23 protein-coding genes are annotated in these 21,368 nt (G+C 46.6%); 14 read left to right on the top strand and 9 right to left on the bottom strand.

Annotation, left to right across the window (positions count from 1 at the left end; genetic code table 11):
- The first annotated feature begins 199 nt into the window (after positions 1-199).
- From ACESOH_RS00790 to menH, 3 genes are read left to right on the top strand one after another with little or no spacing between them, the layout of a single operon-like run.
- Entirely contained in the window at positions 200-1,474 is a 1,275-nt protein-coding gene (locus ACESOH_RS00790) for an isochorismate synthase (protein WP_373099035.1), read from the top strand.
- Positions 1,475-1,490: 16 nt separating this feature from the next.
- A complete protein-coding gene (gene menD / locus ACESOH_RS00785; protein ID WP_373099033.1) occupies positions 1,491-3,197 on the top strand; it encodes a 2-succinyl-5-enolpyruvyl-6-hydroxy-3-cyclohexene-1-carboxylic-acid synthase in 1,707 nt (568 codons plus the stop codon).
- A gap of 1 nt (position 3,198) precedes the next feature.
- Positions 3,199-3,948, top strand: coding sequence for a 2-succinyl-6-hydroxy-2,4-cyclohexadiene-1-carboxylate synthase (gene menH, locus ACESOH_RS00780; RefSeq protein WP_373099031.1), 750 nt, complete (start codon positions 3,199-3,201; stop codon positions 3,946-3,948).
- A gap of 51 nt (positions 3,949-3,999) precedes the next feature.
- On the opposite strand, the gene era is transcribed toward menH, so the two are convergent.
- The 6 genes from era to ACESOH_RS00750 form a co-directional block, all read right to left on the bottom strand.
- Positions 4,000-4,920 (bottom strand): GTPase Era, encoded by a 921-nt coding sequence (gene era, locus ACESOH_RS00775; protein ID WP_032092543.1) that lies wholly within the window; start codon positions 4,918-4,920, stop codon positions 4,000-4,002.
- Positions 4,917-5,591, bottom strand: coding sequence for a ribonuclease III (gene rnc / locus ACESOH_RS00770; protein ID WP_032092544.1), 675 nt, complete (start codon positions 5,589-5,591; stop codon positions 4,917-4,919). The genes era and rnc overlap by 4 nt, the downstream gene beginning before the upstream one ends.
- 5 nt (positions 5,592-5,596) lie before the next feature.
- The gene (lepB, locus tag ACESOH_RS00765) at positions 5,597-6,628 is read right to left on the bottom strand and encodes a signal peptidase I (protein ID WP_373099029.1); all 1,032 of its coding nucleotides are present in this window, start codon (positions 6,626-6,628) and stop codon (positions 5,597-5,599) included.
- Positions 6,629-6,638: 10 nt separating this feature from the next.
- Positions 6,639-8,435 carry a translation elongation factor 4 gene (gene lepA / locus ACESOH_RS00760; RefSeq protein ID WP_373099027.1) on the bottom strand — a complete coding sequence of 599 codons (1,797 nt, stop codon included), beginning with the start codon at positions 8,433-8,435 and terminating at the stop codon, positions 6,639-6,641.
- Positions 8,436-8,949: 514 nt separating this feature from the next.
- Positions 8,950-9,180 carry a hypothetical protein gene (locus ACESOH_RS00755; protein ID WP_373099025.1) on the bottom strand — a complete coding sequence of 77 codons (231 nt, stop codon included), beginning with the start codon at positions 9,178-9,180 and terminating at the stop codon, positions 8,950-8,952.
- Between the two features lie 3 nt (positions 9,181-9,183).
- Positions 9,184-9,717, bottom strand: coding sequence for a DUF805 domain-containing protein (locus ACESOH_RS00750; RefSeq protein ID WP_373099024.1), 534 nt, complete (start codon positions 9,715-9,717; stop codon positions 9,184-9,186).
- Between the two features lie 129 nt (positions 9,718-9,846).
- Between ACESOH_RS00750 and ACESOH_RS00745 the strand changes: the two genes are divergently transcribed.
- On the top strand, positions 9,847-10,182 hold the full coding sequence (locus tag ACESOH_RS00745) for a helix-turn-helix domain-containing protein (protein WP_373099022.1): 336 nt from the start codon (positions 9,847-9,849) through the stop codon (positions 10,180-10,182).
- A 127-nt stretch (positions 10,183-10,309) separates the two neighbouring features.
- On the opposite strand, the gene grcA is transcribed toward ACESOH_RS00745, so the two are convergent.
- On the bottom strand, positions 10,310-10,693 hold the full coding sequence (grcA, locus tag ACESOH_RS00740; protein ID WP_373099021.1) for an autonomous glycyl radical cofactor GrcA: 384 nt from the start codon (positions 10,691-10,693) through the stop codon (positions 10,310-10,312).
- A gap of 283 nt (positions 10,694-10,976) precedes the next feature.
- Between grcA and ung the strand changes: the two genes are divergently transcribed.
- From ung to pfkA, 5 genes are all read left to right on the top strand, one after another.
- Complete coding sequence (gene ung, locus ACESOH_RS00735; RefSeq protein ID WP_032092548.1) at positions 10,977-11,651, top strand: uracil-DNA glycosylase; 675 nt, start codon at positions 10,977-10,979, stop codon at positions 11,649-11,651.
- Between the two features lie 21 nt (positions 11,652-11,672).
- Positions 11,673-12,449: a peroxide stress protein YaaA gene (gene yaaA, locus ACESOH_RS00730; RefSeq protein ID WP_373099020.1), complete on the top strand. Its 777-nt coding sequence runs from the start codon at positions 11,673-11,675 to the stop codon at positions 12,447-12,449.
- Between the two features lie 46 nt (positions 12,450-12,495).
- On the top strand, positions 12,496-13,059 hold the full coding sequence (locus ACESOH_RS00725; RefSeq protein WP_032092625.1) for an HI_0983 family protein: 564 nt from the start codon (positions 12,496-12,498) through the stop codon (positions 13,057-13,059).
- Positions 13,056-13,952, top strand: a complete 897-nt coding sequence (locus tag ACESOH_RS00720) for a cation diffusion facilitator family transporter (RefSeq protein ID WP_373099843.1) — start codon at positions 13,056-13,058, stop codon at positions 13,950-13,952. The genes ACESOH_RS00725 and ACESOH_RS00720 overlap by 4 nt, the downstream gene beginning before the upstream one ends.
- Before the next feature lie 137 nt (positions 13,953-14,089).
- A complete protein-coding gene (gene pfkA / locus ACESOH_RS00715; protein ID WP_032092551.1) occupies positions 14,090-15,055 on the top strand; it encodes a 6-phosphofructokinase in 966 nt (321 codons plus the stop codon).
- Positions 15,056-15,109: 54 nt separating this feature from the next.
- Here the strand turns inward: pfkA and ACESOH_RS00710 are convergent, their stop codons facing one another.
- Complete coding sequence (locus ACESOH_RS00710) at positions 15,110-15,874, bottom strand: DeoR/GlpR family DNA-binding transcription regulator (RefSeq protein WP_373099018.1); 765 nt, start codon at positions 15,872-15,874, stop codon at positions 15,110-15,112.
- A gap of 207 nt (positions 15,875-16,081) precedes the next feature.
- Between ACESOH_RS00710 and pdxA the strand changes: the two genes are divergently transcribed.
- The 5 genes from pdxA (at position 16,082) to ACESOH_RS00685 (ending at position 20,104) form a co-directional block, all read left to right on the top strand.
- Entirely contained in the window at positions 16,082-17,095 is a 1,014-nt protein-coding gene (gene pdxA, locus ACESOH_RS00705) for a 4-hydroxythreonine-4-phosphate dehydrogenase PdxA (RefSeq protein ID WP_373099016.1), read from the top strand.
- Positions 17,096-17,168: 73 nt separating this feature from the next.
- Positions 17,169-18,530, top strand: a complete 1,362-nt coding sequence (locus ACESOH_RS00700) for a four-carbon acid sugar kinase family protein (protein WP_032092554.1) — start codon at positions 17,169-17,171, stop codon at positions 18,528-18,530.
- Between the two features lie 17 nt (positions 18,531-18,547).
- Positions 18,548-19,000, top strand: coding sequence for a ribose 5-phosphate isomerase B (rpiB, locus tag ACESOH_RS00695; protein WP_373099014.1), 453 nt, complete (start codon positions 18,548-18,550; stop codon positions 18,998-19,000).
- 50 nt (positions 19,001-19,050) lie between these two features.
- On the top strand, positions 19,051-19,191 hold the full coding sequence (locus ACESOH_RS00690; RefSeq protein ID WP_373099012.1) for a 2-keto-3-deoxygluconate permease: 141 nt from the start codon (positions 19,051-19,053) through the stop codon (positions 19,189-19,191).
- On the top strand, positions 19,151-20,104 hold the full coding sequence (locus ACESOH_RS00685) for a 2-keto-3-deoxygluconate permease (RefSeq protein WP_373099010.1): 954 nt from the start codon (positions 19,151-19,153) through the stop codon (positions 20,102-20,104). Before ACESOH_RS00690 ends, ACESOH_RS00685 begins: the two co-directional genes overlap by 41 nt.
- Positions 20,105-20,191: 87 nt before the next feature.
- On the opposite strand, the gene rlmC is transcribed toward ACESOH_RS00685, so the two are convergent.
- Positions 20,192-21,367, bottom strand: coding sequence for a 23S rRNA (uracil(747)-C(5))-methyltransferase RlmC (gene rlmC, locus ACESOH_RS00680; protein ID WP_373099009.1), 1,176 nt, complete (start codon positions 21,365-21,367; stop codon positions 20,192-20,194).
- Between the last annotated feature and the right edge of the window lies 1 nt (position 21,368).

Below are 21,368 nucleotides of genomic sequence, written 5' to 3'. Positions count from 1 at the left end.
GATTGAGAAAGCACAATGGCCGTCAATGACGTGTTATACCGCACTCGACACGCTTCGCGCACGGAAATGGCGTTTTTGTCACCGCACTTTACGCTTATTTTTTTAAGATGAAAAGATTTTGTAAAAAATTCTTATAAAGTGCGGTAGAATTAACGCTTATTTTTAACTTATTTCATCGCTAAAAACAACGCTTTTCTCAATGGATAATTTGCAATCGATCAAGAACCGGTTAATGGAACGGATTCGCCTTCATCAGCCGCAGACGCGGCCAATCAGCGAGATTCGGATAGAGGCCGCGGTGACGGCGGAAATGCTGAGTTGGTTGAAAGCGCAGCAGAGTTATCCCCAATTCTATTTTCATTGCCGTGACAGCCACCGGCAAATCGCCGCGTTAGGAAAAGTGCGGTCATTTTTGACTCCGGATCTGGCGCAGCGTTTTGTGCGCCGGCTGGCGCTGCCTTTGCTCGGCGGCCTGAAATTTTACGGCGAAGGCGAGTTTTTTCTGCCGCGCCTGTTGCTGCGCCAACAGGACAATCGATTGACGGTCAGTCTGTTTATTGATAACGACAAACCGCTGCGGCAGGAATGTCAGGCGGCGTTGCGCTGTCTGGAAACGTTTGATAAAACGACCGCACTTTGCCCGGTTCGCCAGACAATCCGCCTGTGCGCGCAAAAAGCGACGCAGACCGATTGGTGTCAATGGGTCGAACGGGCGCTGGAGGCGATTCGCGGCGGCGAACTGCGCAAAAGCGTACTGGCGAACGAAACCTGTTTTCAGACGGCACACCGCCTGAACGCCAAGGATTTTCTGGCGGAAAGCGAACGTCGCAATCTGGGCTGTTACCATTTTTTATGGGCGTGGGATGCCGAGCGCGCCTTTGTCGGTTCGCCGCCGGAACGTTTATATCAGCGCGAAGGCACACAACTGGAAACCGAAGCGCTGGCCGGCACGGCACTGATGACGGATGATGCGCAGTTTAACCGTCAGCAGGGGCAATGGCTGTTGCAGGATCAGAAAAATATTTATGAAAATCAACTGGTGGCGGATGATATCCGGCACAAGCTACAGCCCTATGTCCGTCGCTTGACGGTGTCCGAACTGGGCTTAAAACGGCTGCGTCAGGTACAGCATTTAAGACGCCGTATCGTTGCCGAGCTGCACAGCGGCTATGGGGATGACACCTGTCTGCGGGCGATACATCCGACGGCCGCGGTCGCCGGTCTGCCTCAGCAGGCGGCGCTGGATTTTTTACGCCGCACGGAAGGGTTTAATCGCGATTGGTATGCCGGCGCATTAGGCATCATGGAGGCGGCGCGGGCGGAATTTTGCGTGGCGATTCGTTCCGCCTTTATCGAAGGGGATAAAATTCGCGTATTTGCCGGCGCGGGTATTGTTGAAGGTTCGGTTCCCTTGCTAGAATGGCAGGAGATCGAACGTAAAGCGTTAGGATTAGTCTCATTATTACAAGAATGAAAAACGGAGAACAACTATGTCTGTCAGTGTATTTAATCGTTGTTGGTCAAAAGTGATTTTAGAAACGCTTGTCCGGCAGGGCGTGAGTCATTTTTGTATCGCGCCGGGTTCCCGTTCCACCCCGTTAACGCTTGAGGCCGCCCGTTTGCAGGATGGTCGCCGTGCCGTTTGTCATACTCATTTTGATGAGCGCGGACTGGGCTTTTTTGCGCTCGGACTGGCGAAAGCCGTCGGCGCGCCGGTGGCGGTGATCGTCACCTCCGGCACCGCGGCGGCGAATTTGTATCCCGCCATTGTGGAGGCGCGCCAAAGTGCGGTGAATTTAATCGTATTAACCGCCGATCGTCCGCTGGAATTGCTGGAATGCGGCGCGAATCAGGCGATTGTGCAGGCGCATATGTTCGCCGATTATCCGATCGCTGCGCTGAATTTGCCGCGTCCAAGTGAGGATTATGCGGCGGACTGGCTGATTTCCGTGCTGGAACAGGCCTGTTACCGGCAAAAACGGCAGGCGGGCGTAGTGCATATCAATGTGCCGTTCGCCGAACCCTTGTATGCGGCGAAACCCGAGGAAATCGATAGCCACCCTTGGCTGGCGAAGGTGCAGCGCTGGTTGAGCCAGCACAAAGCCCGCAGCGTTCATTTGCCGTTGCAACAGGAAGTGTTGATGCACGAACACTGGGATCACTGGCGCACTAAGCGCGGGGTGATTGTGGCGGGCAAAATGCCGTTGGAACAAGCGATGGGCATCAGCGCCTGGGCGAATACCATGGGCTGGATTTTGCTGACGGACATTCAGTCCGGTGTCGAACCCAGCCTGCCGTATGCGGATATCTGGCTTGCCAATCAAACCGTAAGAAAAAAATTGCTGGATGCCGATATTGTGATTCAGCTCGGTTCCCGATTTATCAGCAAGCGCATTAATCAGTTTTTAAGTGAATTTCACGGTGAATACTGGGTGGTGGAAGAAAGCGGCAAGGCGGTGGATCCTTATCATCACGCGCATACCCGTTTTAATGCCAAAATTCACCACTGGCTGCGCGCCCATCCGCCGCTGCGGCAAAAGCCTTGGCTGCTTGAACCTTTAGCGCTGGCAAAATTCTGCGCCACCTTTGTGGAACAGCAAGTTGGCGGCAATCTGAACGAGGCGTCGCTGGCTCATCATATCGAACGGATATTGCCGAATAACGGAATTCTGTTTTTGGGCAACAGTTTATTTGTGCGTCTGGTGGACGCGCTGACCAAGCTGCCGGAGGGCTATCCGGTTTATACCAACCGCGGTGCCAGTGGCATTGACGGTCTGCTTGCCACCGCCGCCGGGCTCGGTGTCGGCGCCAATCAGCCTTTGGTGGCGATGATCGGCGATACTTCCGCGCTTTATGATCTGAATTCGCTGGCATTGTTTAAATATGTCAACCAACCGACGATTATTTTTATTATCAATAATAACGGTGGGGCGATTTTCGATATGCTGCCGGTTGACGCCGACTTAAAAGATCGTTTTTACCGCATGCCGCACAATCTGGAATTTTCGCAGGCGGCATCAATGTTCGATCTGAAATACGCCCGTCCTTATACTTGGGCGGATCTGAGTTCGGTGCTGAAACATGCCTATTCGCGCCGCGAAACCACATTAATTGAGATCAAAGTCGCCTCCAGCGACGGCAGCAATATTTATAAACGCCTGATCGAACAGATCAGTTACGCCGTTATCGGAGCCTGAGATGCCCTGCCTGGTGTTTCTGCACGGCTTGCTCGGCAACGCTGCCGACTGGCGGAAACTGATTGAAAAACTACCGCACTTTGACTGCATTGCGCTGGATTTGCCTTATCACGGTAAAGCGCGCAATATCGCGGTTGACGATTTTGAACAGAGCGCGGATTGGCTGGCGGATAACATTAAACGAACAGTGGGGCGGCGCCCGTATGTTGTGGTGGGCTATTCGCTGGGCGGGCGGATAGCCTTATATTATGCGTTGCAGGCACAATGCGCCAAGGGCAATTTACAGGGGCTGATTTTAGAAGGCGCAAATCTGGGGCTGCAATCGGCGCCGGAAAAACAGGCGCGCTGGCAACATGATTGTCGCTGGGCGCAGCGTTTTGCTACACAGCCGCCGCAGCAAGTGTTGCAGGATTGGTATCGGCAGGGCGTGTTTGCCCATTTGCATGAAGATCAGCGCGAGGCGTTAGTCCGTGAACGGGCGGCGAATTGCGGCGAGAACATTGCCCGCATGCTGCGCGCCACCTCCCTTGCCAAACAGCCGGATTTTCGCGCCAAAGTGCGGTCGAATTTATGGCCGATTTTTTATTTCTGCGGCGAAAAAGATGAAAAATTCTGCCGCATGGCCGAACAGAGCGGGTTGCCGCTGACCCGGATTCCGGCCGCCGGGCATAACGCGCATAAAGAGAATCCGGCGGCATTCGCCCGTCAATTGTCGGCACTGCTAAGCGCGATCGGGTTTGACGGCAGATAAAAAAACAGGGCGAAATAACCTCGCCCCGTTTTCTGCGTTTATATGTCGGCGCTAATCGTCCATATAACCCAGACTGCGCAGCGCACGTTCGTCGTCCGCCCAGCCGGATTTGACTTTCACCCACAGTTCCAGATGCACTTTATTGTCAAACAGGCGCTCCATATCTGCGCGGGCTTCGGTGCCGATCACTTTGATTTTTTGTCCCTTATTGCCGATAACCATTTTCTTTTGGCCTTCGCGCTCGACTAAAATCAATCCATTGATTTCATAAGTGCCGCGTTCGTTGGTTTTGAACTGCTCGATTTCCACCGTGACGGCATAAGGCAATTCTTCGCCCATAAAACGCATCAGTTTTTCGCGGATAATTTCCGAGGCCATAAAGCGCTGCGAACGGTCGGTGACATAATCTTCCGGAAAGTGGTGAATGCCTTTGCGCAGGGAGCCGCGCACGATTTTTTGCAGATTCTGCACGTTGTTGCCGCGCTGGGCCGAAATCGGCACAATGTCTTTAAAATCGAATTTTGCACTGAGCTGCGTAATAAACGGCAGCAGTTCGTCTTTGTGTTTGATGTTGTCGATTTTATTGATCGCCAAGACCACCGGCGCTTTGGCCTGACGCAGTTTGTTCAGCACCATTTCATCGTCATCGTTCCAGTGGGTACCGTCCACCACAAAAATAATCAGATCCACATCGCCGATGGCGCTGCTGGCGGCACGGTTCATCAAACGGTTAATGGCGCGCTTTTCTTCAATATGCAGGCCCGGCGTATCCACATACACAGCCTGATAGGCGCCTTCGGTGTGAATGCCGACAATGCGGTGGCGGGTGGTTTGCGCTTTGCGCGAGGTAATGGAGATTTTCTGCCCCAGAATTTTGTTTAATAATGTGGATTTGCCCACATTCGGACGCCCGACAATGGCGATAAAACCGCAATAGGTTTCAGGCGTGTCAGTTTGGTGTGTTGATGTCATTTGATGTCCAGTTGTTTCAATATTTGTTCCGCCACGGCCTGTTCCGCCTTACGCCGGCTTGAGCCGGTCGCGCTGAAAGTGCGGTCGATATTTTGCACGTTACATTGCACCGTAAAGGTCTGGCAATGCGCTTCGCCCTGAATATTCACCACATGATAGGTCGGCAGGGGCAGGCGATGGCCCTGTAGATATTCCTGCAGGCGGGTTTTGGCGTCTTTCTGATTATCGCCCGGTTTGATGTCTCGCAGCAGCGATTGATACCAGATGCGAACGGTGGCGGTGGCGGTGTTGAGATCGCTGTCCTGCGAAATGGCGCCGATAATGGCTTCCACGCAGTCGGCAAGAATGGATTCACGACGAAAACCGCCGCTTTTCAGCTCGCCGGGGCCTAACAGCATATTATCGCCCAGTTCAAATTCCCGCGCCAGTTCGGCCAGGGTCGGCTCGCGCACCAAGGTGGCGCGCATGCGGCTGAGTTCCCCTTCGTCACAGTGTGGAAACTGGTGATATAAGGCGTCGGCAATGGTGTAATTGAGGATGGCGTCGCCCAGAAATTCCAGCCGCTCATTGTGATTTTTCGCCGCGCTGCGGTGTGTCAGCGCCTGTTTTAACAGTGCGCTGCGGTTAAACCGGTAATTGATTTTGTGTTGTAGTCGTTCTAAATTTTTCATAAGGATTATCGGATTTTGCTGAACATACGTTCGGTTCGGATGCCGGTCGGCCACTCGCCTTGTTTTTTGTCCAGACTCAACCAAATATACGAGGCTTTACCGACGATGTTTTTTTCCGGTACAAAGCCCCAGAAGCGGCTGTCTGCGCTGTGATTGCGGTTATCGCCCATCACGAAATATTCACCCTCCGGCACCACCCATTCGGTAATATAATTTTGCTGCGAATCGTAATCGCGGTACATATAGGTGGCGTTCGGCGGCTGCGGATCCCAGTGAATCTGATGCGTCACATCGCCGCTTTCGGTAAGTTTCAGCGGATGCAGATTGCTGTAAATCGGCAGGCCGGCGTTATCCTGTCCGACGATAATGTTGAAATCCGTATCTTCCTGCGGCGTGCTGTAATCAAACTCTTTGCTGATGCAATCGGCGGTACATTCTTTGCCGTCTTTTCCGTAGGTCAGCGTGATGTGGCGATCCACTTCGTTATACTGAATCCGGTCGCCGGGAATGCCGACGATGCGTTTGATATAATCCACATTCGGCTCCGGCGGCGCTTTAAAGACGATAATATCGCCGCGCTGCGGTTTGCCCGTTTCGATGATCGTGTTCTGCAACACCGGATCTTTAATCCCGTAGGCGTATTTTTCCACCAGCAGGAAATCGCCCACGCGTAAAGTCGGTTCCATCGAGCCGGAGGGAATCTGAAACGGTTCGAACAGAAAGGAGCGCAGAATCAGCACAAAAGCCAGTACCGGAAACAGCGAGGCTAAAAACTCCGCGCCTTCGGAGATCGGTTCGATTTGACTTTTTTCTGCGTCGGTTAGGGTTTTGCCGCTGCGTTGTTCCGCGCGCGCGATTTGTCTGGCGCGTTTCGGCAAAACGGCGAAGCGGTGATAGCACCATAATATGCCGCAAAGTGCGGTCAATAAAATCAATAAAATCGTAAAGGTATTCGGCAGCGCCAGATGATCAAGCAGTTTCCAGAGCGCGTAGCCGACCGCAATCAGAATGATAAAAGCGAGATTTGATTTAGACATTGATGATTCCTTACTTATCTTTGCCCACATGTAAGATGGCCAGAAACGCTTCCTGCGGCACTTCCACGTTGCCTAAGGATTTCATGCGCTTCTTACCTTCCTTCTGTTTCTGCAACAGCTTTTTCTTCCGGCTGACATCGCCGCCGTAGCATTTCGCCAGCACGTTTTTACGCAGCTGTTTAACCGTCGAACGGGCAATAATGTGGTTGCCGATGGCGGCCTGAATGGCAATATCGAATTGCTGGCGCGGGATCAGTTCGCGCATTTTTTCCACCAGTTCGCGGCCGCGGTACGGGGCGTTATCTTTGTGCACGATTAATGCCAGCGCGTCCACCCGTTCGCCGTTGATCATAATATCCACGCGCACCATGTCCGCTGCCTGAAAACGTTTAAAGCCGTAATCCAGCGAGGCGTAACCGCGCGAAGTGGATTTGAGGCGATCAAAGAAATCCAGCACCACTTCGCCCATCGGAATTTCATAAGTCAAGGCGACCTGATTGCCGTGATATACCATATTGGTCTGCACGCCGCGTTTTTCCACGCAAAGGGTGATAACATTACCGAGATAACTTTGCGGCAGCAGCATGTTGCATTCGGCGATCGGTTCGCGAATTTCCGCAATATTATTCAGCGGCGGCAGTTTCGCCGGGCTGTCCACATACACCACTTCGCCGTTGGTCAGTTCCACTTCATAGACAACGGTCGGTGCGGTGGTAATCAGATCCAGATTATATTCACGTTCCAGCCGCTCTTGAATGATTTCCATATGCAGCAAACCGAGGAAACCGCAGCGGAAACCGAAACCGAGCGCGCTGGAGTTCTCCGGTTCGTAAAATAGAGAAGCATCGTTCAGGCTCAGTTTGCCCAGCGCATCGCGGAAGGCTTCATAATCATCGGAGCTGATCGGGAATAAGCCGGCGTAAACCTGCGGTTTGACTTTCTTAAACCCCGGTAAAACCGAGCTTGCCGGGCGATTGTGTAAGGTCAGGGTATCGCCCACCGGCGCCCCCAGAATATCTTTAATCGCACAGACTACCCAACCCACTTCGCCGCAGTTGAGCTGTTCGGTATCCACTTGTTTCGGGGTGAAAATACCCAGACGGTCGACATTATAGGACTGACCGGTGGACATCACTTTGATTTTATCGCCTTTGCGCAGCGTACCGTTTTTAATCCGCACCAGCGAGACGACGCCGAGATAATTATCAAACCAAGAGTCAATAATCAGTGCTTGCAACGGTGCGTCGGGATCGCCTTGCGGAGCAGGAATTTTGCGCACGATTTCTTCCAGCACCGCTTCGATACCGACCCCGGTTTTGGCGGAACAGCGCACCGCATCCAGCGCATCGATTCCCACAATATCTTCAATTTCTTCCGCGACACGTTCCGGATCGGCGGCGGGCAGGTCGATTTTATTTAAAATCGGAACCACTTCCAGATTCATTTCAATAGCGGTATAACAGTTCGCCAGCGTCTGCGCCTCCACGCCCTGACCGGCATCAACCACCAGCAGCGCACCTTCACAGGCGGCGAGAGAACGGGATACTTCGTAAGAAAAGTCAACATGCCCCGGCGTGTCGATAAAATTCAGTTGATAGGTTTCGCCGTTTTTAGCCCGATAATTTAACGTGACGCTTTGGGCTTTAATAGTAATTCCGCGTTCACGTTCCAAATCCATGGAATCCAGCACCTGCTCCGCCATTTCGCGATCAGACAACCCGCCGCAGGTTTGAATCAGCCGATCCGACAAGGTGGATTTACCGTGGTCAATATGTGCAATAATAGAAAAGTTACGTATGTTCTTCATATTTCAGTTAGCATGATTTCACTAAAGTTTAACTGGTGGATTGTACCTGAATAGCAAGGAGTACGCTATATGAATAGCGGAAAGTGCGGTAATTTTTTAGTAAATTTTTATTCGTATTGTATTTACCAAACCAAGTGTCGCATTTTTTCGACGTTCTGGCACTAAAAAATAGAATGAGCCGAATAACGAAATTATTCGGCTCATTTTGACTTTGAATTTGAGCCAAATGACAAACCATGTGACTCATAATTTATGAAGCAATAAAATGTCTCAAGCGTAATCTCAATTTCAGCAATTACTAGTTAGCGTTGTATTTTTTCAGTATTCCGGCTTTTAAACTGTATAGGATTTCATATAGTTCTTTACCTTTGACATTTAGAGAGATAAAAATTAAAATCTTCTATATTGTCTTATACTTCTTCTTTCAAGAAGGTGTAATCTTTTTAAATAAATCTTCAAACATTCTTGAGGTTTGCTATCGTTTTCGCAATTTAATCAAATTCTAATGCTTATTTTATTTTTTCCATTTTCCCCGTTCTAAATCAACTTGGATACTATATGGGCAGTAATTTTCTCTTATTGTAATAGTAAATCGATAGCCGTTATATACGGAATAAGTACATCTACAATATGGGTATTGACAATCTTCCTGACCTTCATAATAGGCAGAGTCCCAATCAGCTAAAGCCATACTTGAAGTCCCTAGACCAATCGCTAAAAACATTAATTTTCCTACTTTATGCATAATTTACTCCTGTTGTGATGCAGAGTTTTGTTTTTTCCAAAATGGAATAGGCTCTTTGCCAAATTGGTTTTCACCTTTTGTCCCTTTTATAAAAATAAGTGAAATAAGGCAGATTAACCCTATGAAACCTAGTAAGGTAATTGCTATATATATATCTTCAAGAGAATGTGAAGTTAAAATGAAAGAAGAAAGGAGTGAGAGGAATGTTACCAAAATTTCACAAATGATAATAGTCGAGCCTAACACACTGCTTCCTATAGACTTATTGTAGTCATGTACGCGTCTTACAATATGTGAATACTTTAGAAGTATATAAAAAACAAAACTTATGAGCAGAATAGCAATCGCTTGAATAATTTCGTATGTATTGGTTTGTTTTATCGAGGAAAGAGCGAGTACTTTTGAAGAAACAAAGGCTAACATATTGAATATCATAAATGAAATTACTAAGAAGGGTAAAAAAATCGCAAAATGCAATCTTCCGATTCTTCCTTTAAATCCAAATAAAAAATTCCAAATTGCTTTCAGTTTATTCATTTTTAGGCTCCTTACTTTGTTTTATTACATAAATGAATAATTTTTGTCATTATATTCCTTTGTGTGGCTTTTTACAAGAATGAAAATAACTATAAATATGCACTTATTGAATATTTTAAGTGTAGAGATATGGCAAAATTTGTTCCAAGTGAAATTGATAAATTAGTCGGTCAGCGGATTCAGAAAAAGCGCAAAGAGCTTGGTTTTACCGCTGAAAAACTCTCCGAATATGTGGATATTTCCCAGCCCCAACTTTCTCGCTATGAACGCGGTACCAACAAAATCAACGTGGCGCATTTAGTGGCGATTGCGACGTTTTTAAAAACACCAATTAGCTATTTTTTTGCGGATTGTATGGATAGTGTTGAATGGAATCAGGATGAATTGGATAGAACTTGGTTAGAGCTTAGTCATTCGCAGAAAAGCATTATCGTGCAATTAATTGAAGAATTTAGGAAGGAATGATTTACCACAAGCCAGTACACAATGTGCTTGGATAGAAAAATATTTTGAGTTTACTTAAAAAATTCAAGAGATAAAAAACGCTCCGCAGATAGTGGGCGGAGCGTAATAAGCAAATTTTAGCGAGAAATTACAAACTTTCCGTGAAAGTACGGGTGATAACATCGCGTTGTTGTTCCGGTGTCAGGGAGTTGAAACGCACGGCATAGCCTGAAACGCGGATGGTCAGCTGCGGATATTTTTCCGGGTGTTTTACTGCATCTTCCAAGGTTTCGCGACGTAATACGTTAACGTTTAAGTGCTGACCGCCTTCAACTTTGACGGTTGGTGCGACGTCAACCGGTAATTCGCGATATTCGATTTGACCTAATTCGCTCACTGCAACCACCTGATCTTCCGTGTATTGCGCTTTGGCCGCCAAACAACGGGCTTCGCCTTTTTCGCTGTCCAGTAACCAGAATGAGTTTAATAAATTGTCGTTAGCAGCTTGAGTAATTTGAATACCTTTAATCATAAAGTGCCTCCTGATTGGCTGTGTGTTAATTAAGCTAAGTTGGGCTAAATTTTATCAAGAAATTTTATCTTTTCAATTATTTTGATATGGATCAGATTAATTTACTGTAAGAAAAATAGATGTTTTGACATGCATCAACTTTGCGACAAGAACAGGCATTCTTGTGATATATTTATTAACTTTTATTTAACCTTATTTTAACAATTTATTCCAAATACGAACTATTAATTTCAGCTCAGGTTATTTATAATCTCTGCACTATTATAAATGGATAAGGCGTGATATGAAAACCTGGAAAGACGCAATCGGCAAAGAAAAAGAACAACCCTACTTTCAGCATATTTTACAGCAGGTACAGCACGAAAGAGCGATGGGGAAAACGGTTTATCCGCCGGCCGCCGAGGTGTTTAATGCGTTTAAACTGACGGAGTTTGATCAGGTTAAGGTAGTGATTTTAGGGCAGGATCCGTACCACGGGCCTAATCAGGCGCACGGGCTGGCGTTTTCGGTGAAGCCGGGCATCGTGCCGCCGCCTTCGTTAGTCAATATGTATAAAGAGCTTGCCGCTGATATTGCCGGTTTTCAGATTCCGCAGCACGGTTATCTGGCGCAATGGGCGCAGCAGGGCGTGCTGCTGCTCAATACCGTATTAACGGTCGAACGCGGGCGGGCGCATTCCCACGCCAATTTCGGCTGGGAAACCTTTACCGATCATGTGATCAACGCCTTAAACCGGCAGCGGGAGCATTTGGTTTTTCTGTTATGGGGCAGCCATGCGCAGCGTAAAGGGCAGTTTATCGATCGCGCGAAACACTGCGTTTTGTCGGCGCCGCATCCTTCCCCGCTTTCCGCTCACCGCGGTTTTTTAGGCTGTCGGCATTTCTCCAAAACCAATCAGTATTTACAACAGCATAATTTACCGGTTATCGATTGGCAGCTGCCGTTAACCGTTGAATAACAAAGATAAAAAGGAAGAAGTATGCTCGCGATTATTTCTCCGGCGAAAACCCTTGATTTCAAAAGTGCGGTGCCGAAATTCGAATTTTCTCAACCGCACTTAACCGATTACAGCGAACAGTTGATTGCGCTTTGCCGTCAGCTTTCGCCGGCACAACTTGCCTCTCTGATGTCGATCAGCGATAAACTGGCGGGCTTAAATGTCGCCCGTTTTGCACAATGGCAGAAACATCATGACGAACAAAACGCCCGCGCGGCGATTTATGCCTTCAAAGGCGATGTTTATACCGGGCTGGCGGCAGAAAGCCTGTCGCGCGAGGATATTCGGTTTGCACAGCGGCATTTAAGAATGTTGTCCGGCTTATACGGGCTGCTGCGTCCGCTGGATCTAATGCAGCCTTATCGTCTGGAAATGGGCGCTAAACTTGCCAATGCACAGGGGCGTGATTTGTATCATTTCTGGGGCGATATTATTACCCGCTCCCTGCGGCAGGCGCTGGACGAGCAGGGCGACAACCTGCTGATTAATCTGGCCTCCGATGAATATTATAAAGCCGTGCAGGAAAAGGGGCTGAAAGCGGATATTGTGAAACCGGTTTTTCTCGACAATAAAAACGGTCGCTATAAAGTCATCAGTTTCTATGCCAAAAAAGCCCGCGGTTTAATGTGCCGTTACATCATTCAGCACCGATTGACCGCCGTTGAGCAGCTGAAAGATTTTGATTTGGGCGGTTATTGGTTTGACCGTGCGGCATCGACAAACCATGAATTGGTATTTAAACGGGATTTGGGCGAATAAGATGACAGAAAAAGTGAATATCGGCGGCTTGCCGACTATCGTTGCGATGTTAAAAAAAATATCGCTTTTCGGCACCGCACTTTTGCTTGCCGCCTGCGCCGCGCAGCCGGAATTGTCCGTGCCGCAGGTGGTCGGGCATAATAATCGCACTTACTATCTTGCCGCGCAGCAGGATTTAGGCAGTATGGCGCGCTATTTTTATGTTACTAAAGAGGATACGCCGCAGGATTGGAAAAGTGCGGTGGAATTATTATTGGATCGCAACCGCCAGCAACGAACGTTAGATGATCGTATTCAGCTGCGCCGGCGGGTGTATCAAAATACGGCCGTGCCGCGTTTTGATCTTTATCGTCAGGATGATGTGCTGTATGGGTTTGTGATTTATCCGCCGAGCGCACAGAATAAGGATTGGCGGGTGGATGTGTCGAAGGGCAAAGATGTACCGTTGTGCGGCTTTATTCAATATCAGTATTCGGTAAAAATCGCCAAGAATAAAAAGCTGATGAATATGAGCAAAAGCAAAATCGTCAGTTATCTGAAAAAATATGTTGCGGATAAGGAAATGGCGCAGCTGAAGCAGGCAAGCTGGCCATGGAGCTGTGAAAAATAGTGCGGACTTATTCGTTACAGGTAAAAAAAGCCGCAAATTTGGCGGTGTTGACGGCCTTGGTGCTGATTTTAGCTAAAGGCGTTGCGTGGTGGCAGACCGGTTCTGTCAGTATGCTGGCGTCGATCACGGATTCCCTGCTGGATTTGCTGGCATCCTGCATGAATATGCTGATTTTGCGTTTTGCGCTGATGCCGGCGGATCATAATCACTCGTTCGGACACGGTAAAGCGGAATCGCTGGCGGCGCTGGCGCAAAGCGCGTTTATTTCCGGTTCCGCCATTTTCCTGTTATTGCAGGGCATTCACCGCTTAAATACGCCTCAGCCGTTAAGCAATACGGCGTTGGGGATTACGGTGACACTTTTTTCCATTGTCGCCACATTGGGGTTGGTGTGTTATCAACGCCGCGTAATCCGGCAGACGGACAGTCCGGCGATTAAAGCGGATCGTTTGCATTATCAGACCGATTTGCTGATGAATATTGCGATCCTGATTTCGCTGGGGCTGAGCGCATACGGCTTTATTGCCGCAGATGCGCTGTTTGCGATTCTTATCGCGGTTTATATTCTGTTTAATGCGGGCAAAATGTTATTTGATGCCGTGCAGTTATTGCTGGATCAGGCACTGCCGCCGACAGAAATCCAACGCATCGAACAGCTGATTTTATCCGATCCGCAGATTCTCGGTTTTCATGATCTGCGCACCCGACGCTCCGGTGCGGTGCGTTTTATCCAGTTTCATCTGGAACTGGATGATCACCTGTCTTTTTTGCAGGCGCATGCCATTACGGATCAGTTGGAACGCCGGTTAAGAGAATTGTTTGCGCAGGTCGATATTGTGATTCACCATGAACCGACCAGTGTGGTGCAGACGGAACAGCAAGGCAAACCATAAGCGTTCAGCGCCGCGCAACATAATTAGACCTAAATCAAAATATGTGAGAATTCACAAAAATTTTGCTAGAGCGGCTTAGGTGAATGGTGTAATCTTAGCGACAGTTTTTATATTGTAACGTTTAATAAGGTATATTTATGATTAAAAAAATTGCTGTATTGACAAGTGGCGGCGATGCGCCGGGAATGAATGCCGCGATTCGCGGCGTTGTGCGTTCTGCGTTGGCGGAAGGGCTGGACGTGTATGGTATTTATGACGGCTATCATGGTTTATATCACAATAAAATCAAACAATTGACCCGTTACAGCGTATCCGATGTGATTAACCGCGGCGGCACATTTTTAGGTTCGGCGCGTTTTCCGGAATTTAAAGACCCTGCGGTGCGTGCCAAATGCGCGGAAATTCTGCGCTCGCACGGTATCGACGCATTAGTGGTGATCGGCGGTGACGGTTCCTATATGGGGGCGAAATTATTAACCGAAGAACACGGTTTTCCTTGCGTCGGCATTCCGGGCACCATTGATAACGACGTGGCGGGAACGGATTATACCATCGGTTATCAAACTGCTTTGCAAACTGCGGTGGAAGCTATCGACCGGTTGCGCGATACTTCAAGTTCTCACCAGCGTATTTCCATTGTGGAAATTATGGGCAGACATTGCAGCGATTTAACCATTTCCGCTGGAATTGCCGGTGGCTGCGAATATATCGTCGCCTCCGAAGTGGAATTTAACCGCGAAGAATTGATCCAACAGATTGAACGCAGTATCGCAAACGGCAAACGACATGCGCTGATTGTGATTACCGAATTAATTTGTGATGTAAATGCCTTGGCGAAAGAAATTGAATCGCGCGTACACCATGAAACCCGTGCTACTGTACTGGGGCATATCCAGCGCGGCGGTACGCCTTGCGCCTTTGACCGTATTCTGGCCTCCCGTATGGGCGTGTATGCCGTGGATTTGCTGCTGCAAGGGAAAGGCGGTTATTGCGTCGGCATCCAAAACGAACAACTGGTTCACCACGATATTATTGACGCCATTAATAATATGCGCCGTGAGTTTAAAGCCGATTTAATGGCCATGTCGAAACGGTTATTCTGATTTATCTCATCTGTATCATCAAGGCATCCGGGTTGGGTGCCTTGATTTTATGGGTTAAACGAGGTCTAAATTTACTTTTTGACAGATCTGTTTATAGTGATCTTGATTGATATCGGTATCAGTAATTATTTTGTGTATTTGTTCCAATTTTGCAGAAACCAATAAGTATCCGGTACGAAATTTATTGCTGCAAGCCAATACATAGACTTGTTGAGTGATGTCAAAAATTAATTTTTTGATCATCATCTGCTCATTACCAATTGATGTGATGCCTATTTCTGGATCGATCCCGTGTACGCCGATAAATGCTTTTACCGCCTTAAAATTTTTTAATGTATTAATTGCAAAGTCACCAACGAAAGCGGGAGGATTTTTAGTAAGCATACCTCCAATTGCAATGACATCCACAGAATTGCATTCTGATAGTTCGGCCGCTACAGCCAGTGAATTGGTAATGACAATAAGATATTTATTTGCATATTTTTTTATTACTTGAGCAAGGTAATAACTGTTGGATGATTCATCGATAATAATCGTGTCCCTATCTGATATATATTGATAAGCGCGTTCTGCAATCCTCATTTTACTCTCACTGTCTTTAAAAATATTCCCGGCCGGAACAGTCAGAGTTAAGTGATTATCTAGACTTCTTGCACCACCATGAGTTCGGATCAATAGCCCTTGTTTTTCCAGTGATCTCATCATCGTACGTATGGTTACTGTAGAACATTGTAGATAATGGCTTAATTCCGTATTGTCCACATGACCTTGTTCTTCCAGTAAATCTAAAATTTTCTGCTCTTTTTCGCTAAATTTCATAGGTTTCTTTCTCGCTTAGATTTTTTATATTCTCTAATATTTTCGTTTTAAATGCAAACGAAAATAAATGGATATAATTGACATAATTTTTGTGATCCAGATCCAATTGTGATGATTTTTTATAAAAAAAGACTTGATAAGCATTTAAGAAAGATCAAATATAATTTTCGATTTTCTTTGTATAAAATAAATCGAAAGGAGTGATTTATGATAAAACCTGTTATTGCATTAACGCTAGGTGATCCGGCTGGTATCGGACCAGAAATTGTTATGGACACTATGCTGTGTAAAGAAATTCATGATGTTTGTAAACCTTTTGTTATTGGCAGCATTGCTATTTTAGAGAGAGCGGCCAAGGTTAGAGGGGTTTTTCCAAAATATAAAAAGATTAATGATCCTGCGGAAGCTGATTATGAGTTTGGTACTTTAGACGTTTTGGAAACTGGTAATTACGATATCGACTCTATTAAATGGGGAGATGTTCAGGCTCTGGCCGGACAAATGTCTTACGATTGGATCATTAAATCTATTCAACTGGGATTAGCAAAAAAAATTGATGCGGTTTCAACAGCGCCGATCCACAAAGGAGCCATTAAACTGGTCGGCGTGAAAGAACCCGGACATACCGAAATTTATCAAAATGAGACTAATTCATCTTATGGCTTGACTATGTTCAGCTGTCATAAATTAAGAGTTTTTTTCGTTAGTCGTCATATGTCACTAATCGATGCATGTAAATACGCCAATAAAGAAAATGTTTTGAATTGCATTGTTAATATTGATCAGGAGTTAAGAAATATCGGTATTGAGAATCCTTTAATTGCAGTTGCGGCGCTAAATCCGCACGGTGGCGACAACGGATTATTTGGGCGCGAGGAAATTAACGAACTGATTCCGGCAGTGGAAGAAGCGAAACAACATGGTATTAATGCGGTTGGTCCGCTTCCTGCCGATTCACTCTTTCATATCGGTAAATCGGGTAAATATGATGCAATTCTTTCTCTTTACCATGATCAGGGACATATTGCCTGTAAAACTTATGATTTTGAAAAATCCGTCACCATTACTTTTGGTTTGCCGTTTATGCGTAGTTCGGTTGACCATGGTACTGCTTTTGATATTGCAGGGAAAAATATTGCCAATGGCATCAGTATGATTGAATCGACCAAAGTACTCGCGGAATACACATCTAAATATATGAATAAAAGGAACTCAATATAAAAACGTTGTTATTTTTGACCGCACTTTTGAATGTGTATAAACAGCAAAGTTCTTAAATCTCAGGAGGTATATTATGCCTGTCATTGGAGTTATAGCAGATGATTTGACCGGTGCGACCACAACAGGTGTGTTGTTGGCGCGTTCAGGTTCTAAAACCACTGTATTCTTTAATACTGAAGCGGCTCAAAAACTGAATTCCGAAATGGATTCTGAATCGGTTTTAATCAGTACTAACAGCCGTCCGTTAATGAAACATGAAGCATATAAATATGTGCAAGACGCAACTTCTGTTTTAAAAAATATGGGCGTCCAATTTTTTACCAAACGTATTGATACGACTATGCGAGGCGGGATTGGCGTGGAAATTGACGCAATGTTGGATCTTCTGTCCGAAGATTTTATTGCGGTTGTTGTGCCTGCGATGCCTCAATCCCGACGCATTATGGTTGGTGGGTATTCGGTTATTGATGGTGTTGCACTAACAAGTACGCCGGTGGCACAAGATGTCAGAACTCCGGTGAAAGAGGGGTATATTCCCGCGCTATTGGCTACTCAGACGCACCGTAAAATCGGACTTATCGGGCTCAATGATGTAATGCACGGTATCTATGATATCAAGATCGCATTAATGGAGCAAATTAAGCAGGGCAATCAGATTATTGTAGTGGACGCCATTACGTTAGAGGACGTTTCTAATATCGCGCATGCTTGTTTACTGCTTGAAAATAATATTTTAGCCGTTGATCCCGGTCCATTTACGGTCGCGTTGAATTTTCATCGGGGAATTATTCATAAAGAAGAACCGAATATACCTAAAAACGGGGATAAATGTGCAGAGGGGAAAACCGCGTTGGTTGTTGCCGGTAGTGCAACCTCGGTGACGAAACTTCAGATGGAGGCGCTGTGTCGTGATAAACGTAACGCTGTGATTTCCGTCGATCCTCTTTTATTGATAGAAGGGGGCGAAATTGCGGATAAAGAGGCGAAACGCATCATTAATCGCGTTAAAAATTACATGTCAGATAAACAGCCGCCAAGAGCAATCTTACTTGAAACTGCACTACACGGGCCTTTACTTAATTTAAATGAGGAAGATGAGAAACGTAATTATATTCATGGTGAAAGTGCTGAACGTATTAATGCGGGATTAGGTACGATTATTGCCGAAATTTTCAGCGTTGTCGGTTTCGAGCGTTTTGCCGGTATTTACGCAACGGGCGGCGATACGATGGTGAATATATGTAATCAACTGGATGTCTCCGCGATTGAAGTCATTGATTATGTTATTCCGCAAGCTGATGTGGGACGTTTAATTGGTAAATTTAATAACAGCATGCCGATTATTGGAAAAGGCGGGCTGACCGGTAACGAAAATACGGCATGTGAAATCGTTGATCGCTTGTTCCTTGAAGCTTGTCGGGACGCGGATAATTAATAAACAGGAGAATGGATATGAAAATTGCAATTGGTTGTGATGAAGCGGCCTATCGTTTAAAGGTTGAAATTATGAAACATTTGGATGAATTAGGTGTTGAATATGATGATTTCGGTGCCGGTGAAGGCGACATTGTTCTTTATCCTGACGTTGCCGAGAGTGTGGCAATTGCAGTCGCTGAAGGAAAATATGAACGAGGTATTTTAACCTGTGGTACCGGTATAGGCATGTGTATTACCGCTAATAAGATACCGGGTATTCGGGCGGCGGTATGTCATGATGTGTTTTCTGCTGAACGCTCAAGAAAAAGTAACAATGCCCAAATTATGTGCTTGGGCGAACGTGTCATTGGTGTTGAGCTAGCAAAATCTTTAATTGATGTATGGTTGAAGTGTGACTTTGCAGAGGGGAGATCCGTACCCAAAGTAAAACGAATTAATGAGATTGATACGAAGTATCGTAAACAATAACGTTATTAATTAAAGCGTGATCTTACTGGATGATAATTAGGAGACAAGTTATGTTTAAATTGAAACGTAATAAAGAAGGGCATATCGATCTTGGATTAATGGATAAAATGATGAAAATTCCCGGCGGGCTTGTTATTATTCCTTTGTTACTTGCCGTTTTCATTAAGACATTTTTTCCCAGGCTTTTTTGAGATAGGCGGTTTTACCAGTGGGCTGTTCAAAAATGGTCAACCGGCCATGATGGGGATTTTTCTAATTTTATGCGGTGCATCTATCAATATAAGACAAGTGGGAATGCCGCTGTATAAAGGTGTAGTATTAACAGGGATTAAATTTGTTTTAGGTGTCGCTGTCGGATTGTCTGTGGGGATGTTTTTTGGACCGGAAGGCATTTGGGGATTATCTCCGATAGTATTAATTGCTGCTATTACAAATTCCAACGGTTCGCTTTATATTTCCCTTTCATCGCAATTTGGAAACTCTACCGATACAGGGGCAATTTCTATTCTATCACTGAATGACGGGCCATTTTTTACTTTGATTGCGTTGGGTGCAAGCGGTTTAGCCAATATTCCGTTTATGGCGGTCGTTGCGACATTAATTCCGCTACTGATAGGTTTCATTTGGGGCAATATTGATAATACTTTCCGAGCATTGTGTGCTAAAGCGCAACCGGTCATTATTTTCTTTATGACGATTGCCATTGGATCCGGTACCGATATTAATACCATTTTGGTTGCCGGGGCGTCAGGTATTATTTTAGGTTTGTTATCCACGCTTACTGCGGCGGTATTTTTCTATATTTTTAATATTTTCTTACCGAAGAGGGAACGTAATGCAATGGGGGCGGCTATTGGCACAACAGCATTAAATTCAGCCATGACACCAGCTGCCGTTGCTGATGCCGACCCTATGTTTGCGCCTCATGTTCCGTTAGCAACCGCTCAATGTGCGACCGCTTCAATTATTACATTATTCCTTTGCCCTTTTATTGTTGCCTTTTTCGATCGACAGATGCGTAAAAATAAACTAGGTATTTATTCCGCGGAAGGATGGGCGGGCCAAAAAATTGCAGCTGAAGAAGCGGCAGTTCAAAAAGCATAGCCTTGGCGAAATAAAGACGCATGTCAGTCATCATGCGTCTTGTTATAAAATGTCAGTGGGAAAGAATACATAATCAAGAGAGAATTGCTAAGAACATCTGGTTAACAACACCAGTACTTCATAATGCGCAGTATGAGGGAACATGTCGAAAAGTTGGATTTTTTGCATGCGGTAATTTGTCAGGAAGGTCAGATCCTTTGCCATTGAAACCGCGTTGCAGCTGGAATAGAGAATAAAGTGCGGTTGTAATTGGTTAAGAAATTGGGCTAATTGTGTGCCGAGGCCGCGTCGGGGCGGGTTGACGATAAGCAGATCCGGCGTTTGTTTTTGGGCGAGGGCGAATTGTGCGGCATCCAGCGACTGAAAGTTGACCTTTTTGAGATTCAGTTGCCGTGCGGATAACCCGGCGGCAAAAATGGCGGAAGGTGCAATTTCGATACCGGTCAGCTCAACATCGTTTCCTTGCTGCTGCAACGCATGGGCGCAATGCAAACCGAAACCGCCGACCCCGCAGAATAAATCCCAAACGCCGCGGACGGGCAATGGCTTAATCCATTGTTGTGCGGTGCCGTATAATCCCTGCGCCACAACAGGATTAGTCTGGAAGAATCCCTGCGGGCGAATAAACAATGGAATACGGTTAAAGGATTCGGCCAGATTGTGCTGTTCGGTCAGCAGGATTTCCGTTTCGCCTTCCAGAATGGCCGCATGCTGCGGCTGAATATTCAGGCTGATCACTTTCAGCTGCGGCAGTTTCGCCCGCAAGGCGGGCAACTCCCGCCGGATTAACGGAAGTTTGTTATCCGAACGCAGCACGAAACGCAGCATGAGTTCGCCGCTGATACGGCTTTCGGTCAACAGAATATATTTCAGCTCGCCTTTTTGTTTGGCGGTGTTGTAAGGGGTTAGCCCGGCGCGGGCGATAAAATCCTTTAAGATTGGAAATACCCCGGCGAAAGCAGCGGGGTAGAGCGGACAATCGCATAAATCCACCGCACTTTGCGGATTCGCCGGATCCGGTACAATGCCCAGCACGGGGCGTTCTACCGTGCCGCTGACTGCCATTTTGGCTTTGTTGCGAAACCGGTTTAGCGGCGAGGCATAGGGCGTATGCCAAACCAGTGCGGTTTGATCCAGCGCGGCAAGTTGCCGTTGCAGGTGAGCGGTCTTGTCCGCCAGCTGCTGTGCGTAGGGTTTTTCCAGCCATTGACAGGAACGGCAATCCTGTTGCTGATAATGACGGCAGGGAATCGTAAGCGGCATG

The organism is Necropsobacter rosorum (genome assembly GCF_964241405.1).
In the GTDB taxonomy this organism is placed as follows: domain Bacteria; phylum Pseudomonadota; class Gammaproteobacteria; order Enterobacterales; family Pasteurellaceae; genus Necropsobacter; species Necropsobacter rosorum.
This window is presented reverse-complemented; position numbering and strand designations above follow the sequence as displayed.